16 protein-coding genes are annotated in these 14,467 nt (G+C 69.1%); 2 read left to right on the top strand and 14 right to left on the bottom strand.

Features of this window, described 5'->3' with window-relative positions; all coding sequences use genetic code 11:
- Window positions 1-25 precede the first annotated feature (25 nt).
- The 7 genes from CU254_RS40285 to CU254_RS40255 are packed head-to-tail and all read right to left on the bottom strand — an operon-like array spanning window position 26 to window position 6,522.
- A complete protein-coding gene (locus tag CU254_RS40285) occupies window positions 26-1,039 on the bottom strand; it encodes a lysylphosphatidylglycerol synthase transmembrane domain-containing protein (protein WP_009085857.1) in 1,014 nt (337 codons plus the stop codon).
- Window positions 1,040-1,053: 14 nt separating this feature from the next.
- On the bottom strand, window positions 1,054-2,298 hold the full coding sequence (locus CU254_RS40280; RefSeq protein ID WP_009085855.1) for an acyl-CoA reductase: 1,245 nt from the start codon (window positions 2,296-2,298) through the stop codon (window positions 1,054-1,056).
- Window positions 2,295-3,347: an acyl-protein synthetase gene (locus tag CU254_RS40275; RefSeq protein WP_009085854.1), complete on the bottom strand. Its 1,053-nt coding sequence runs from the start codon at window positions 3,345-3,347 to the stop codon at window positions 2,295-2,297. The genes CU254_RS40280 and CU254_RS40275 overlap by 4 nt, the downstream gene beginning before the upstream one ends.
- Window positions 3,344-4,753 (bottom strand): AMP-binding protein, encoded by a 1,410-nt coding sequence (locus CU254_RS40270; RefSeq protein WP_037718990.1) that lies wholly within the window; start codon window positions 4,751-4,753, stop codon window positions 3,344-3,346. The genes CU254_RS40275 and CU254_RS40270 overlap by 4 nt, the downstream gene beginning before the upstream one ends.
- Before the next feature lie 56 nt (window positions 4,754-4,809).
- Complete coding sequence (locus CU254_RS40265) at window positions 4,810-5,541, bottom strand: SDR family NAD(P)-dependent oxidoreductase (RefSeq protein ID WP_009085851.1); 732 nt, start codon at window positions 5,539-5,541, stop codon at window positions 4,810-4,812.
- On the bottom strand, window positions 5,534-5,779 hold the full coding sequence (locus CU254_RS40260) for an acyl carrier protein (protein ID WP_037718988.1): 246 nt from the start codon (window positions 5,777-5,779) through the stop codon (window positions 5,534-5,536). The genes CU254_RS40265 and CU254_RS40260 overlap by 8 nt, the downstream gene beginning before the upstream one ends.
- Window positions 5,780-5,790: 11 nt before the next feature.
- Window positions 5,791-6,522: a UDP-N-acetylglucosamine acyltransferase gene (locus CU254_RS40255; RefSeq protein WP_009085847.1), complete on the bottom strand. Its 732-nt coding sequence runs from the start codon at window positions 6,520-6,522 to the stop codon at window positions 5,791-5,793.
- A gap of 190 nt (window positions 6,523-6,712) precedes the next feature.
- Here CU254_RS40255 and CU254_RS40250 point away from each other — a divergent pair, with 190 nt between their 5' ends.
- Together CU254_RS40250 and CU254_RS40245 are read left to right on the top strand one after the other, a co-directional pair.
- Entirely contained in the window at window positions 6,713-7,819 is a 1,107-nt protein-coding gene (locus CU254_RS40250) for a DegT/DnrJ/EryC1/StrS aminotransferase family protein (RefSeq protein WP_009085845.1), read from the top strand.
- Window positions 7,816-8,769 (top strand): Gfo/Idh/MocA family protein, encoded by a 954-nt coding sequence (locus CU254_RS40245; protein WP_009085843.1) that lies wholly within the window; start codon window positions 7,816-7,818, stop codon window positions 8,767-8,769. The genes CU254_RS40250 and CU254_RS40245 overlap by 4 nt, the downstream gene beginning before the upstream one ends.
- A 1-nt stretch (window position 8,770) precedes the next feature.
- On the opposite strand, the gene CU254_RS40240 is transcribed toward CU254_RS40245, so the two are convergent.
- The 7 genes from CU254_RS40240 to CU254_RS40210 all read right to left on the bottom strand — a co-directional run bounded on the left by CU254_RS40240 (window position 8,771) and on the right by CU254_RS40210 (window position 14,467).
- Entirely contained in the window at window positions 8,771-9,511 is a 741-nt protein-coding gene (locus CU254_RS40240; RefSeq protein ID WP_009085842.1) for a hypothetical protein, read from the bottom strand.
- A complete protein-coding gene (locus CU254_RS40235) occupies window positions 9,508-10,005 on the bottom strand; it encodes a SigE family RNA polymerase sigma factor (RefSeq protein ID WP_009085840.1) in 498 nt (165 codons plus the stop codon). Before CU254_RS40235 ends, CU254_RS40240 begins: the two co-directional genes overlap by 4 nt.
- Before the next feature lie 112 nt (window positions 10,006-10,117).
- Window positions 10,118-10,276 (bottom strand): hypothetical protein, encoded by a 159-nt coding sequence (locus tag CU254_RS44515; RefSeq protein ID WP_199786440.1) that lies wholly within the window; start codon window positions 10,274-10,276, stop codon window positions 10,118-10,120.
- A gap of 212 nt (window positions 10,277-10,488) precedes the next feature.
- Window positions 10,489-11,106 carry a DapH/DapD/GlmU-related protein gene (locus CU254_RS40225; RefSeq protein ID WP_037718985.1) on the bottom strand — a complete coding sequence of 206 codons (618 nt, stop codon included), beginning with the start codon at window positions 11,104-11,106 and terminating at the stop codon, window positions 10,489-10,491.
- The gene (locus CU254_RS40220; protein ID WP_009085837.1) at window positions 11,106-12,323 is read right to left on the bottom strand and encodes a glycosyltransferase family 4 protein; all 1,218 of its coding nucleotides are present in this window, start codon (window positions 12,321-12,323) and stop codon (window positions 11,106-11,108) included. Before CU254_RS40220 ends, CU254_RS40225 begins: the two co-directional genes overlap by 1 nt.
- A gap of 37 nt (window positions 12,324-12,360) precedes the next feature.
- Complete coding sequence (locus CU254_RS40215; protein WP_009085836.1) at window positions 12,361-13,290, bottom strand: NAD-dependent epimerase/dehydratase family protein; 930 nt, start codon at window positions 13,288-13,290, stop codon at window positions 12,361-12,363.
- Window positions 13,291-13,318: 28 nt separating this feature from the next.
- Window positions 13,319-14,467: a DegT/DnrJ/EryC1/StrS aminotransferase family protein gene (locus CU254_RS40210; protein ID WP_086025045.1), complete on the bottom strand. Its 1,149-nt coding sequence runs from the start codon at window positions 14,465-14,467 to the stop codon at window positions 13,319-13,321.

Raw genomic sequence — 14,467 nt, 5'->3', positions numbered from 1 at the left:
CGGGCGGCCCCTCGTCACAGCAAGATCAAGCAGCGTCGACTGGAAGAGGACGACGGGCGCTCATCTTCGCGGCCAACGCGGCGAAACCTGCGGTGAGCAGGTCGGCCACCGTGAACATCACTCGCGACGCGACCGCGAACGCCGTCGCCTGGCCGACCGTCAGGCCGCTCGCCGTGAGGACCGCGACCTGGGCTACCTCGCGCACGCCGACGCCGCTGGGCAGGATGAACGCGAAGGTGCCGACCGTCATCGCGACGGCCATCGCGCCCACGCACAGGATCAGGCCGTTGAAACCGGGAGCGCCGACGGAGTTCGCCAGCAGCCACAGGTGCACGCCCTGCAGAACCCAGGCGCCCATCGACGCGCCGAAGGTCTTGAACACCACGCTCCAGCCGAGCGGCTCGGCGAGCGGCGGGCGGCGCAGGATCTTCAGGACCAGCGACGTGCCCCAGGTCAGGATGCGCGGGTGCAGCAGCGCGAGACCGACCGGGATCAGCACGAACAGCCACATCGCGCGCGGGCTGTTGCTGAACACCGCTGGCGCCGCCAGCAGCGACACGACCAGCGCGGACACCACGCCGACGCCCAGCTGGATCAGCGAGCCGGTGAAAATCCGGGCCCTCGCCAGGCCCGCCTTGCGGCCCAGTTCCATCTGCAGCAGGTACGCCCACACCGAACCCGGCACGTACTTGCCGAGCGAGCCGACCAGGCAGATCTGCGCGCCGCGGGCGTAGCCGATCGGCTTGCCGAGGTGGTCGACCAGGACCTGCCAGCCCCAGGTGGACACGAGGATCGACAGGACCAGCGCCACCAGGCTCAGCGCCGACGACTGCCAGGCGACGTCGGACAGCGTGTGCCAGAACTCGTCCCAGTTGGACGCCAGGCTTTTCGCCGCGAAGCCGATCACCAGGAGGATGGCGACCCAGCGCACGACGTCGAGCACCCGCGCCTTGGTGGACTTGCGGGCTTTTCCGGTGGTCGGGGCGTCCTCAGCGGACGGGGCGTCGTCCCCCGGCGTCGGCGTACGAACGGTCGTCACTGCCTCTCAGCTCCTCAGGCCTGCACCGTGACCAGGCGGCTGAACTCGGACAGCAGATCGTAGCCGTCCCAGACCCCGGCGAACGTGAGGGCCGACCCGAAGGGCACGACCCGGTCCACCCCGCGTCCGGCGAGAGCCGTCACGAATCCGGTCAGTTCCTCGCGGGTGAACCCGAACTGGCTCACCGTCTGGTCTTTGCGCTGCACGATCGGCACCAGCTCGTCCAGCGACGCCACCGCGGCGTTCGCGAACGTGCCCGCGCCCAGCCATTCGCGCGGCATCACGGTGGCGTCGGCCAGCTCGAGCGTCGCCAGCGCGTTGCCGTCGAAGCGGATCGACGACACCAGCCCGTCAACCGCCGCGCCGTACGCCGACACCCGCTTCTGGACGGCCATCGCCGGCTCGGTGACGTGCTGTTTCGCGGCCAGCACCTCAGCGAGCAGCTCGCGGAACTCCTGTCCGGCGACCCGCGCGCCCGCCGCGTCGCCGACCCAGAACACCGCGCGCGGCGACGAGCAGGCGGCCTGGTCGAACCAGTACGAGTCGTTGTAGAAGCCCTCGGCGGCGGCCTTGCGCTGCTCCGGAGCGGCCTCCTGCCAGCCGCGCACCGACGCGATGGCGAACGACGAGCGGTCCGGGAAGGTGAGGTCGCGGGCGTGCGGGGCCAGCGGGTACTTCCGCAGCGCGGCCACCGAAGCGTCCCCGCCCCAGATCACCCGCAGGTCCGCGGCCAGCGACAACGCGCCGCTGATCTCGTCGCTGCGGTCGTAGGTGACCATGCGCTGGGTGGCCCGGACGGCGGCCGCGGTTTCCGGCGACACGTCTTCCATCGCCGCGTTCAGCGCTTCCAGCACGGCTTCGGCCGCACCGGCCGAACGCGACGACACCCGCACGACGTTGCTGTTGCCCGCCAGCGCCGACAGCGCCCACGAGTACACGAAAATGGTGTCCACATTGGCTGGCGGCACGTGGAACACGAGCCCCCGCGGGAACCGCAGCGAATCCCCGCTGGTTTCCAAAGTGGACAGTGACTTCGCGAGTTCTCCCTTGCGCAGGAAGAAACCCAGCGAGGCCAGCTCCGGGAACCGCCGAGCCAGCGTGGGCGCAAGCAGTTTGCGCGCGAACTTGGTGACGAACTCGACTACCCGCGGGTCGCCGACGGTCAACCGGCCGCCGGGCGGTTCCTCGCGCAGTTCGTCCAGCAGCGCGCCGACCGAAACCGAATCACCCAGCGGAAAACGCTGTTCCAACGCACTCACGCGGCCGCTCCCTGGAACGTGTCCGAGCATCCGCGCGCCTCGGCCTTCGGCAGCCGGCCCAGCACTGAGAAATGCTTGCCCGGCCAATCGCCATCGTCGATTCCGTTGTAGACACCCAGATCCTCGGTGAGCAGCACGTGTCCCGGATACGACCGCGGCAGCGTGCTCACCACCTCGATGACGCCCGGCTTGCCGACCGGCTGCTCTTCCCAGGTCTCCGGGTCGCGGATCACGACGTCGGCGAAATCGGGGCAGTACAAGGAGTTCCCGGACGGACCCTCGAGGAACACGGTGCCGATCTGCTCGATCATCCCGTAGTAGTTGTGGATCCGGGTGAGGCCGGTGTCCTCTTTGAACCGGCGGCGGAACTCGTTGTTGTCGACCGCGCGGTCGATCAGCTTCTTCCAGCCGCCGGAGTGGATGAGGATGCCGTTCGACAGGTCGAGCTTGTGCTCGCGGGCGACCTCGTACAGGTACTGCCACACCATGAAGGTGAAGCCGAAGATCAGGAAGGGCTTGTCCCCGTACTCGGCGAGGAACTTCCGCACCGCCTCGACGTCCGGCTGGTCGTTCTCGTCCAGCACGTAGGTGTGCTTGCGGCCGAAGTTCGCCATGCCGAGCACGCCCGCGCCGCGCGCGGAGAACGACCGGCGGTTCTTGATGATGCCGATGGTGTCGACCATCAGCATCGGCAGCCGCTCGCCGCCCAGCACTTCCTGCAGGGTCGCGCCGAGCTGCTTCGTCTGCGCGCCCGCCGCTTCCTTGTCCAGGTAGATCCGCGACGCGCCGGCCCCGGTGGTGCCCGAGGACGTGAGGGTCTTGAAGACCTCGGCGTCCGGAATGGACTTCAGGTCGTGCGTTTTGAACATGCGCACCGGCAGCCACGGCAGGTCGGCGATCGTGGCGAACGACGCGTCCGGCGCGAAACCGAGCGAAGCCAGGATGCGCTCGTACCCGGCGGAGTTCGCCCGGTGGTGCGCGGTCAGCTCCGCCAGCTCGGGGAGCAGCGCCGCCTCCCGCTCCGCCTGCGAGCGCGTGAACACACTCATACCCGTCCTTCCAGCGACCGGTAGTCGATCTTCCCGCTGGCCAGCAGCGGCACGGTGTCGATCGGACGCACGTCGAACCCGCTGGCGTGCAGGTGCAGCCGCTCGGACAGCGCCCGCGCCGCGTCCTTGCAGATCGCCTTCGCGCCGTCGCCCTCGGGCAGTTCGGCGAACAGCACGACCTTGTCGCCCGCGGGCACCGCGGCCACCACGTCGATGCCCACCGCGGCCGTGCGCACGGCCTGCTCCAGGTCGTCCAGGCTGACCCGGTTTCCGAACACCTTGCCGATCCGCTTGAGCCTGCCGGTGATGTACAGGTACCCCTCTTCGTCGAGATACCCGAGATCACCGGTGGCCAGCGTTCCGCGATATTCGTCGCCCGCGCTCAGCCCTGCTTCGTCCTCGGCATAACCCATCATCACGTTGGGTCCACGGTAAAGGACCTCACCGACAATTTTGGGATGCGTGGTTTCCTCGCCGTCGTCGCGGCGGATGGCGAACGAGCCGCCGGGCAGCGCCGGACCGGCCGAGCCGATCTTGTCCGCGAGCCGCTCCGCCGGCACCGTCGTCATGCGCGGGGACGCCTCGGTCTGGCCGTACATGACGTACATCCGGCCGCCGACCGCGAGCATCTTGTCGTTGAATTCGACGACCAGTTCGTCCCGCAGTTTTCCCCCCGCCTGGGTGAGGGTCCGCAGGGTCGGGTACTTCGCCGGGTCGAACTTCAGCCGGCGCAGCATTTCGTAGTGATAGGGCACGCCGGACAGCGAGGTCACGCCGTGTTCCTTCACCGCATCCCAGAATCCGCGGCCAAGAACGCCAGACGATTCGATTACCACCGTCGCGCCGCGAATAAGGTGCGAATTCAGCACCGAAAGGCCGTAGCTGTAGTGCAGCGGCAGACAGGTCGGCGCGACCTCCTCCGCGTCGATCTCCAGCACCTGCGCGATGGCGTCGGCGTTGGCCAGCAGGCCCTGCCGGGACAGCCGGACGAGCTTCGGATTGCCGGTCGACCCGCTGGTCGGGAGCAGAACGGCGAGGTCCGGGTGCGGGACGGCGCCATCGGCCGCCTCGCGCACCCAGTGCCCGTCCTCGGCCCGGTAGCCCTCCGGCGCGTCCGCTTCCGGCGCGGCCAGCACGGCGGCCGGGCGGAACCGGGTGATCAGGCCCGCGAGCACGTCGGCGTCGAGCGCCGGGTCGATCAGCGCGATCGCCCGCCCCGCTTCGAACGCGCCGAGGTACCGCAGCACGCTGTCCAGGTCCAGCGACATCCGCGCGAACAGCACGCCGGACGGGAGGTCCGCCAGCGCGGCCGCGGACCGCTCGATCTCGGCCGTCAGCTCGTCGCCCGCCAGCGTGGCGCCCCCGACCACGTCGACCAGCCGGGACCCTTCGCCAACCAGATTCACCGAACCTCCTCGTCGTGCTCGCGAGCGTGCCTGCCGGAACGAACCGGCATCCGCGCTCACAACACCAAGCCGCCGTCGATGCCCAGGACCTGGCCGGTCACGAAGGACGCCTCGTCGCTGGCCAGGAAGCGGATCGCCTTCGCGACCTCCTCGGCCTTGCCGAGCCTGCCCAGCGCCGTGTCCTCGATGCGCTCGGCGATGACCTTCTCGCCGAGGTGGGACGTCATGTCGGTCTCGATCACGCCGGGCGCGACCGCGTTGACCCGGATGTTGTGCCTGCCCAGCTCCTTCGCCGCGGACCGGGCGATGTTGCCGACGGCGGCCTTGGAGGCGGCGTAGGCGGTCTGCCCGGCGCTGCCGTTCTCGCCGACGATGGAGGCCAGCAGGACGATCGCCCCGGACTTGCGCCTGCTCATCACGCGCGACGCGGCCTGCACGGTGTTGATCGTGCCGCCGACGTTCGTCTTGAACATGCGGTCGACCAGGTCTTCGCTGATCATGCCGAGCAGCGCGTCTTCGAGCACCCCCGCGTTGGCGACGACGATGTCGAGCGCCCCGTGCTCCTTCGCGACGCCGCGCACCAGCGACGACACGGCCTTCGCGTCGGTGACGTCCAGCGCGAGACCGGCAGCCGCGCCCGCCTCGGCGGCGACTTCCTTCGCCCGGCTTTCGTCCCGCCCGGTCAGCACGACTGTCGCACCCGCTTCGACGAGCGCGCGAACGGTGGCCAGCCCGATTCCGCGCGTCCCGCCGGTGACGAGCGCGACGCGTCCGGTCAGGTCAGTCATTCTTGGCGACGAGGTCGGTGACCATGTCGACGGCGACCTTGAAGCTCGACATGTCGATCACCTGGTCGGTGTCGAATTCGATGTCGAACTCGTCCTCGATCGCGGCGACCAGCGCCATGTGGCCGACCGAGTCCCACGCCTCGATGTCGCGGTACTTGAGGTTCTCCACGTCCACGTCCCCGTCGAGGTCCAGCGCCTCGACGAAGACCGCGCGCAGCTTGGGGGCGATTTCCGACATGTGCGTAGCTCCTAGTGCTCGTCGCGCGGGCGTGCGTCCCACGCCCTCACCAAGGTAGAGAGGTCTTCGGGGAGCCCGTCGTCCGGGAGGTCGCCTTTGCCCTTGACCCACGGGCCGAGTGCCTCGACGGCCGCCTCGTCCAGGCCGCGCCGCGACAAGCCCACCGTATTGACGCCGGTCACCCGGGCCGGGTTGCCGACCGTGATGGTGAACGCGCCCACTTCGCGGCGGACCGCCGAACCCATCCCGACCATCGCGCCCGGGCCGATGCTGCCGCCCTGGTGCACGACCGTGCCCATGCCGAGGTTCGCGAACGACCAGACGTGCGTGTGGCCGCCGAGCATGACGTTGCAGGCGAGCGTGACCTGGTCGTCGACCAGCACGTCGTGCCCGATGTGGCTGCCGCGCAGCACGTAGCAGTCGTCGCCGAGCGTCGTGGCGCGCCAGGTGCCCTGCTGGATGCTGGTGTACTCGCGGATCCGGTTGCGGCTGCCGACGACGACGCCGTGCCCGTCCTGAGCCGGGTCGCCGGCCGGCGCGCCCTCCCAGGCGGCCGGGTGCGGGCCGCCGCGGTCCTCGCCCGGCGTGCCGATGGTGACGTGCGGGCCGATCCAGTTCCCGTCGCCGATCCGCGTCGGGCCGACGATGACCGCGTACGGGCCGATGACATTGCCTTCGCCCAGTTCCACCCCCTCGCCGACGACTGCCGTGGGATGGATCCGGTTGGGTGCCGCAGGTGACACAGTCGATGATCCGTTCGTCGCTTCCGGCCGGGACGGCCTGGGGTCGAGGGCTGGCGGCGGCGCCCGGTAACGTGTGGCCCGCGTGCACGCAGGGCGTCCGGGCGCGGCACCGGCGGCTTTCCGGCCTCGCGGCCGGAGCGCCTAGCACTGTACCGGACGCATCGATTTCCCCAGCCGAGAGAGACTGCCGATGATCCCCATTACCGTGGTCGACGTCCGAGACGCGGAGGACCTGGTCGTCGAGGTGCTGCGATCCGGCGCCATCGCTCAGGGGCCGATGGTCAAGCGCTTCGAGGACGCGTTCGCGCACGTCGCGGGCACGAAGCACGCCATCGCCGTGAACAACGGGACGACCGCGCTGGTCGCGTCGCTGCAGGCGCTGGACCTCCGGCCCGGGGATGAGGTAGTGACCTCGCCGTTCACCTTCGTCGCGACGCTGAACGCGATCCTGGAGGCGGGGGCGACCGTGCGGTTCGCCGACATCCGGCGCGACGATTTCGCGATCGACCCGGACGCCGTCGCCGCCGCTGTCGGCCCGCGCACCAAGGTGCTGATGCCGGTGCACCTGTACGGCCAGACCGCGGACATGGGCAAACTCGCGCCGCTCGCCGCCGAGCACGGGCTGCAGATCATCGAGGACTCCGCGCAGGCCGTCGGCGCGTCTTTCGAGGGCAAGCAGGCCGGGTCGTACGGCATCGGCTGCTTCTCGCTGTACGCGACGAAGAACGTGACCACCGCCGAGGGCGGCGTGATCACCACGGACGACGACGCGCTCGCCGACAAGCTGCGCGTGATGCGCAACCAGGGCATGAAGGCCCGCTACCAGTACGAGATGGCCGGCCACAACTACCGGATGACCGACCTGCACGCCGCGGTCGGCATCCCGCAGCTGGAGAAGCTCGACCAGCTCACCGCGGCCCGCCAGGCCAACGCGAAGCGGCTGTCCGAGGGCCTCGCCGGCACGCCGGGCCTCGAAGTGCCGCAGGTGCTGCCCGGCCGCGAGCACGTGTGGCACCAGTACACCGTGCTGGTCGGTCCGCACGCGATGCTCTCGCGCGAGGAATTCGCCGCCGCGCTGACCGAAAAGGGCATCGGCAACGGGATCTACTACCCGAAGATCGTCTTCGACTACGACTGCTACCGCGGGCACCCGCTGATCCCGGACGCCCGGGTCGAGGACTTCCCGGTCGCGTCCGCCGTTGCCGCGCAAGCGCTTTCGCTTCCGGTGCACCCGCGGCTGACCGAGTCCGAGTTGGACCGGATCATCGAGACCGTTCGCGAGGTGCTCGGCGCATGACGCACCGCATCGCCCTCGTCGGCACCGGCAACATGGGCTCGCTGCACGCGCGCGTCCTGTCGCAGAACGACCGGGTGGACCTGGCCCGCGTGATCGACCCCCGCGAGGAAGCGGGCCGGGCGGTCGCCGAACGCTACGAAACCCAGTGGACGCCGGAAATCGGCTCGCTGTCCGACGTGGACGCGGTGGTGCTCGCCTCGGCCACCGAGGTGCATTACGAGCTGGCACAGGAGATTCTCGGCCAGGGCAAGCCGATGCTGGTCGAGAAGCCGGTGTGCAACAGCCTCGAGTTCTCGCAGGAAATCGTTGCCCTGTCGGCAAAAAAGGATGTTCCGCTGATGTGCGGGCTCCTGGAGCGCTACAACCCGGCCGTGATGACCGCACGGGCGCTGGTGAACGAACCGGTGCACCTGATGGCGCGCCGGCACGGCCCGTACGCGCCGCGGATCAAGACCGGGGTCGCGTGGGACCTGCTGGTGCACGACGTCGACCTGGCGATCCAGTTCTTCGGCGGGGCCACGCCGGGGCGGGTTACCTCCAGCGCGGGGTATTTCCACCCGCAGTCGGTCGCCGGGGCCGAGGACACCATCGAAACGGTGCTGTCGTTCCCGAGCGGGCTGGCCACGGTGTCGGCCTCGCGGCTGGCGCAGCGCAAGGTCCGGTCGCTGACGGTGTCCGAACTGGACCGGATGGTCGAGATCGACCTGCTGCGCCGCGACGTGACGATCTACCGGCACGTTTCGCACGATTCGGTCACCCCGGACGGCCTCGGCTACCGGCAGCAGACCGTCATCGAGATCCCGGAACTGGTCACCGCGCGCGAACCGCTGGCCACGCAGCTGGACCGGTTCGTCGACCTGCTGGAGGGCAAGGTCGACGCGGACGTCGAGCGGGCCTTGATCCTGCCGTCGCACGAGGTCGTGGCGCAGGTTCTGGCCGAGGCCGCCTGAGTTATTTGGTGAGGCGTTTGCCGTCCGCGGAGTAGGCGACCAGCGGGCTCGCCCGCTCGGCGGACGGCACCTCGTCCTGGTCGAACCAGAACACGACCACGTCGGGATCCTCGCTCCAGCGCGCCGTGTGCGCCTGGATCGTGCGACCGTCCACTGTGGTCTCGATGCGGGCGGCCGGTCCGCTGAAGTAGCCGTAGACCGGCACCCAGATGTCGGAGATCGTGGTGCCGCCCGAGGTGGCGTGGAAGCCGAAAGAGCGGTCCTGGCCTTCGGATTCGTTGGCGAGGTAGAGCGGACGCAGGTTGCCGTCCGGCTCGGACAGGCTGGCCATCACTCCGAATTGGACAGTCGGCAGGTTGTCCGGGTCTTCGATTTGCGTCGCGTAGAAGACGAGTTCCGCGCCGTCGGCGTAGGTGCCGGTGGAAATCACCTCGCCGAGCGGCCGCGATTCAGCCGTCGTCGGAGCCGGAATCGGCGTGGTGCTGGTCGTTTTCGTGATGGACGACGGCGGAGGCGCGGCCGCCGCGTGCACCTGCTCCGGCGCACCGCCCGGCGAACGCAGCCAAACCGCGCCGAACACCACGGCGACCACGGCCACCGCCGCGCCCGAGGACGTCAGAAACCGCCGCCGACGCCGGATCCGCCCGCCTTCTTGGAAAATCCGATCGAGATCCGGCTCCTTGAACGGCTCCGCGGGCGCTTCCTGAAGTGCGGCACGCAACCGTTCGAGTTCGTCGGTCATGCGCTCACCTCCCCGACCAGCGCGTCCCCGTCGACCCGCAGCTTCGCCAGCGCGCGGGAATTGGTGCTCTTCACCGTGCCGACGGACACGCCCAGTTCTTCGGCGACTTGGTGTTCCGGCAAATCGAAGAAATGCCGGAGGACTACGACGGCGCGTTCCCGGGCGGTGAGCCGGGCCAACGCGTCGGAAAGCCATTCGCGATCGGTGACGGCATGCGAGATGTCCGGAACTTTCGCCGGTTCCGGCATCTCCTCGGTCGCGTATTCGCGGATCGGGCGGCGCCAGATGTCGATGACGTGATTGGCGAGCACGCGGCGGGCGTACGCGTAGGGATTCTTGCGCCGCACCCGCGGCCAAGCGGCGTAGGTGCGGGTGAAGGCGGTCTGCGCGGCGTCCTCGGCCTGGTGCCGGTCGCCGGTGAGCAGGAAGGCCGCGTGCGTGAGCCGGGCCGAACAGGACCGCACGAAGTCGGCGAACTCGTCGTCCCCGCGCACTGCCCCACCCCTGTTTCCCGGTCGTCTTGCGGTCCAGGTTACGGGGAGGCGAGCCGTGCGTCGATGTAATGGCTGGTCAGTCTGGTCTCACTGGCGACGCATGGGGTTCGGGTCAGCGCTGCGCGCGGGGGTCGACGAGCGCGTTCAGGTCGAGCTTCACCGGCGCTCCCGCTACTTCCAGCTCGACGGAGCCGGAGTACTCGCCGAAATTCCCGTAATCGCCGTCGATGAGCCGGTACGCGATCAGGCTGACCGGCGGGGCCAAGTCCACAATCCAGTACTGCTCGATCCCGGCAACGGAACCCCTTCGACAACCTCGATCCGGACCCTCGGGTTCTCCGGAAGGTCCGCCCAGTCGTCAAGGGTCAGGAGGTGGTGAGGCCATTCCAGGACACTCATGACTTCTCCTTCACCGACAGTGACTGAGAGCAGTGCCCCATGTTACCCGGAGCATCCGCCAGCGCGTGACGCACCGTGTCCGATTCACTTCTCCGTGAAGTCGCCCGACGGGGAGCCCCATCCCGAGGAATCGTCCGACAGCGCACGGCGGCGGGCGTTCTCCTCGCGGACCCGCTTCACCTCCGACTCGATGTACTCCTCGTCGTAGCGCTGGAACACCCTCGCCGGGTTGCCCGCCACCAGCGAGCGTGCCGGAACGTCCTTCGCGACCACCGAGTTCGGCTGCACCGTCGCGAAATCGCCGATCGTGACGCCCGGCATGATCACCACCAGGCCGCCGATGAAACAGCCCTTGCCGATTTTCACCGGCTTGCGTTCGATCAGATCGCTGCCGGAATGGTTTTCCAGCGCCATGTTCGCGAGCCAGCTCGAATGCGTGAACACCAGAGTGTTCAGGCCGATGCTGGTGTGCTCGCCGATTTCCAGGCCGCCGCTCGCGTCGAGGGTCGCGCCCTCGCCGACCCAGCAGTGCTCGCCCATCGTGAGGTTGTCCGGGCTGACGATCTTGACCCGTTCGCGCACGCGGCACGATTCCGGCAGGCCGAAGAACTTGGCCCGCTCGGCGTCGTTCATGTACTGCGCGACGAGGTCGTTCAGGATCATCGGGCGCAACCGGTTGCTGCGCTCGTCGTCGAAGAACATCAGTTGTCCGCCACCAGTTTCGTGAGCACCCGCAGGTGTTCCTCGGCCACTACGTCCAGTCCGAAGTTGTCCCGGACCATCGCGGCTTCCCGCTCGGCGATCCGCGCACGTTCCTTCGGATCGTCCAAAAGGGACAGTACGGTGCTCGCGACCGCCTCGGAATCGTTCGGCCGCACCAGCAGGATGTTCTCGCCGTTGTGCAGTTCGATGCCGGGGTAGTTGTCCTCGGTGACCGACGCGATGGTCGCGGTGCCGGACAGCATCGCTTCCAGCGACGCGGTTCCGCAGCCGCCGTTGAGGTCGTGCGTGACGATGTCCGCGGCCGCGAAGTACGCCGGCACGTCCGCCTTCGGCACCGCGCCGGTGACGATCAGCGCGTCGGCCACGCCCAGTTCCTTGGCCCGCTGCTGGAACGCGTCGTGGTACACCCGGCCGACGATCACCACGCGCAGTCCGGGGTGCTTCTCCAGGATCGCCGGCAGCGCCTCGATCAGCGGCAGCCGGTTGCGCAGCGGGATCACGTGCCCGAGCGACACGATCAGCGGCGCGTCCCCGATCTCCAGTTCCGCGCGCACGTCCTTGGTCACCGGCTTCGCGAAATGCCCGGTGTCCACCGCGATCGGGAAGTACTCGGAGTTGTCGTCGCTCGTGCCGTAGCGGTCGACGCAGTAGTCCACGCCGAGCTTGTCGAGGATGACGAAGCGCGGGCGCAGGTACTTCAGGACCGGGTTCACCAGCATCGCGTCGAGCGCGCGGAACACCCGGCCGTACATCTTGTTCTCGCTGATCAGCAGCGTGTGGATGGTCAGCAGAATCGGCAGCTCGCGCCGGCGCGCGTAGATGCCGACCATCCAGGACAGGTCGAAGAACTGCCCGTGCAGGTGCACCGCGTCCGGTTTGAACTCGTTCAGCAGCTTCCACAGCCGCCGCCAGTTGCCCGGCCGCATCGACGCGAACGTCATGTCGAAGTCGATCGACAGGCCGAGCTGCGGCATTTTCACCGCGGGCAGGCGCACGACGCGGTATCCGTCGCGCTCCTCCTCCGCCGGCGCGTCACCGTAGGCAGCGGTGATCGCCAGCACTTCGTTCCCGGCGGCCGCGTACTCGGCGGCCAGCGAGGCCGACATGTGCGCGCTCCCGCCCACGCGCGGCGGGAAGAAGTTGTTCACCACCACGATCCGCATGGGCTTTCCTTCGGCCGGGCCCGCAGTGCTCATTACGCATTCCCCTCGGAAGACGCGCCGACGGAGAGGCTCACTCGGAGTCCCGCACCAAGGCGCGCATGCCCTCTTCGACGGTGATCGACGGCTCCCAGCCGAGCACCTCGCGGGCGCGGGTGATGTCCGCGGCGCGGCGCGACACGAGGACGTCGCGCTTGTTGAACACCGGCTCGACGTCGACGCCGACCGCCTCGATCAGGATCTTCGCCAGGGTGGCGATCGAGGTGTCGATGCCGGTGCCGATGTTGATCGGCAGGTTCGACTGCTCCGACTCCAGCGCGGCGACGACGCCCTTGGCGAGGTCGGTCACGTGCACGAAGTCCATCGACTGGTCGCCCGCGCCGTCGATGATCGGCGGCTGGCCGGCGCGCAGGCGCTGGATGAAGTGGTTGATGACCGAGGTGTAGTACGCCTCGATCTTCTGGCCGGGGCCGTACACGTTGAAGAAGCGCAGCGCGTTCCAGGACAGGCCCTTGGTGCGCTCGTAGAAGCCGAGCAGATCCTCGCCCGCGCGCTTGGAGATGCAGTACGGGGTGAGCGGGTTCAGCTTGTCGTCCTCGTGCATCGGCAGCTTCTCCGGCTCGCCGTACACCGAGGCGCTGGAGGCGAACACCAGGCGCTCGACGCCCTCGTCGGCCGCGGCCGCGAAGACGTTGTTGTTGCCGACCATGTTGATGTCGATCGACTCGCCCGGGTCCGCGATCGACTTGTTGATCGACACGGTGGCGAAGTGGATCGCGTGCGTGCAGCCGCGCATGGCCTCGCGGACGCCGACGCCGTAGCGCACGTCCTTCTCGACCAGTTCGACCTTGCCGGTCGCGACGAACTCGGCGACGCGGTCGCGGTCGCCGCGGGTCATGTTGTCGAAGATCCGGACCGAGTAGTCCTTCTCCAGCAGGATCGGGATCACGTGCGAGGCGATGAAACCGCCGCCGCCGGTGAAGAAAACTTTCTTGTCGGACATGGGTTCTCCTCAGGAAAGGTCGGCGGGGTCAGGAAAGAGCGGACACGGCTTCGCGCACGGTGGCGACCACGCGCTCGACTTCGCTGTCGGCGAGTTCCGCGTGCATCGGGATCGCCAGCTGGCGGCGGAAAGCGTCGGCGGACACGGGCAGCGGCTGCTGCTCGCCGTACACCGGCTGCAGGTGGGAGGCGTAGGTGCCGAAGTTGCACTGCACGCCCTGCTCGCGGATCCGCAGGGCCAGCGCGTCGCGGCTGACCTCCGGGGCCACCGTCAGCAGGTAGGCCTGCCACGGGTGCTCGCGGTCCGGGGCCTCGACCGGCACGGTCAGCGCGTCGACGTCCGCGAACGCCTCGTGGTAGCGCTTGGCCACCGAGCGGCGGGCGGCGAGCAGGTCGGGCAGCCGGTCGAGCTGGACGCCCATGATCGCGGCCTGGATGTCCGACAGCCGGAAGTTCCAGCCCAGCTCGTGGAAGGACGGGATCGGCAGCGCGTCCGAGCCTTCGCGGCTGATCGCGGGCTCGATGCCGTAGGTGTGGATCTTGCGCGCGTGCGCGATCAGGTCCTCGCGGTTCGAGACCAGCGCGCCGCCCTCGCCCGCGGTGATGCCCTTGCGGCCGTGGAAGGAGAACGCGGCCAGGTCGCCCAAGCTGCCCGCCGGGCGGTTGCGGTAGGTCGCGCCCGCGGAGCAGGCGGCGTCCTCGAACAGCCACAGGCCGTGCTTGTCGGCGATCGCGCGGTACTCGTCGAAGTCGCCGGGCTGGCCCGCCACGTCGACGGCGAGGATGCCGACCGTGCGCGGCGTGATGAGCGCTTCGATCGCGGCCGGGTCGGCGCTGAAGATGTCCGGGCGGATGTCGGCGAAGACCGGCTTCGCGCCGGCCTGCAGCACGGCGTGGCCGGTCGCCGGGAAGGTGTAGTCGCCGACGATCACCTCGTCGCCGGGCTGGACGCCGAGCACCTTCAGGCCCAGGAACAGGGCGGAGCCGCAGTTGCTGGTGGTCAGAGCGTGCGCGGTGCCGGTCAGCTGCGCGAACCGCTCCTCGAAGCGACGGCACGCCGGACCCGCGCCGGCCAGCCAGCCGGAACGGAACACCTCGGCGACGGCTGCGAGCTCCTCGTCGCCGACGGTCGGCTTCCCGAGCAGGACGGGTTCGCCCACTGTAGATCTCCTGTGCAT

The sequence above is a fragment of the Amycolatopsis sp. AA4 genome, assembly GCF_002796545.1.
Classification (GTDB): domain Bacteria; phylum Actinomycetota; class Actinomycetes; order Mycobacteriales; family Pseudonocardiaceae; genus Amycolatopsis.
This window is presented reverse-complemented; position numbering and strand designations above follow the sequence as displayed.

What these genes read in the sequence shown, in the direction of transcription:
- CU254_RS40275 (WP_009085854.1), bottom strand. Translation starts at nt 3,347, where the DNA reads ATGAGTGTGTTCACGCGCTCGCAGGCGGAGCGGGAGGCGGCGCTGCTC.
- CU254_RS40265 (WP_009085851.1), bottom strand. Translation starts at nt 5,541, where the DNA reads ATGACTGACCTGACCGGACGCGTCGCGCTCGTCACCGGCGGGACGCGC.
- CU254_RS40260 (WP_037718988.1), bottom strand. Translation starts at nt 5,779, where the DNA reads ATGTCGGAAATCGCCCCCAAGCTGCGCGCGGTCTTCGTCGAGGCGCTG.
- CU254_RS40250 (WP_009085845.1), top strand. Translation starts at nt 6,713, where the DNA reads ATGATCCCCATTACCGTGGTCGACGTCCGAGACGCGGAGGACCTGGTC.
- CU254_RS40245 (WP_009085843.1), top strand. Translation starts at nt 7,816, where the DNA reads ATGACGCACCGCATCGCCCTCGTCGGCACCGGCAACATGGGCTCGCTG.
- CU254_RS40240 (WP_009085842.1), bottom strand. Translation starts at nt 9,511, where the DNA reads ATGACCGACGAACTCGAACGGTTGCGTGCCGCACTTCAGGAAGCGCCC.
- CU254_RS40225 (WP_037718985.1), bottom strand. Translation starts at nt 11,106, where the DNA reads ATGTTCTTCGACGACGAGCGCAGCAACCGGTTGCGCCCGATGATCCTG.
- CU254_RS40220 (WP_009085837.1), bottom strand. Translation starts at nt 12,323, where the DNA reads ATGAGCACTGCGGGCCCGGCCGAAGGAAAGCCCATGCGGATCGTGGTG.
- CU254_RS40215 (WP_009085836.1), bottom strand. Translation starts at nt 13,290, where the DNA reads ATGTCCGACAAGAAAGTTTTCTTCACCGGCGGCGGCGGTTTCATCGCC.
- CU254_RS40210 (WP_086025045.1), bottom strand. Translation starts at nt 14,467, where the DNA reads ATGCACAGGAGATCTACAGTGGGCGAACCCGTCCTGCTCGGGAAGCCG.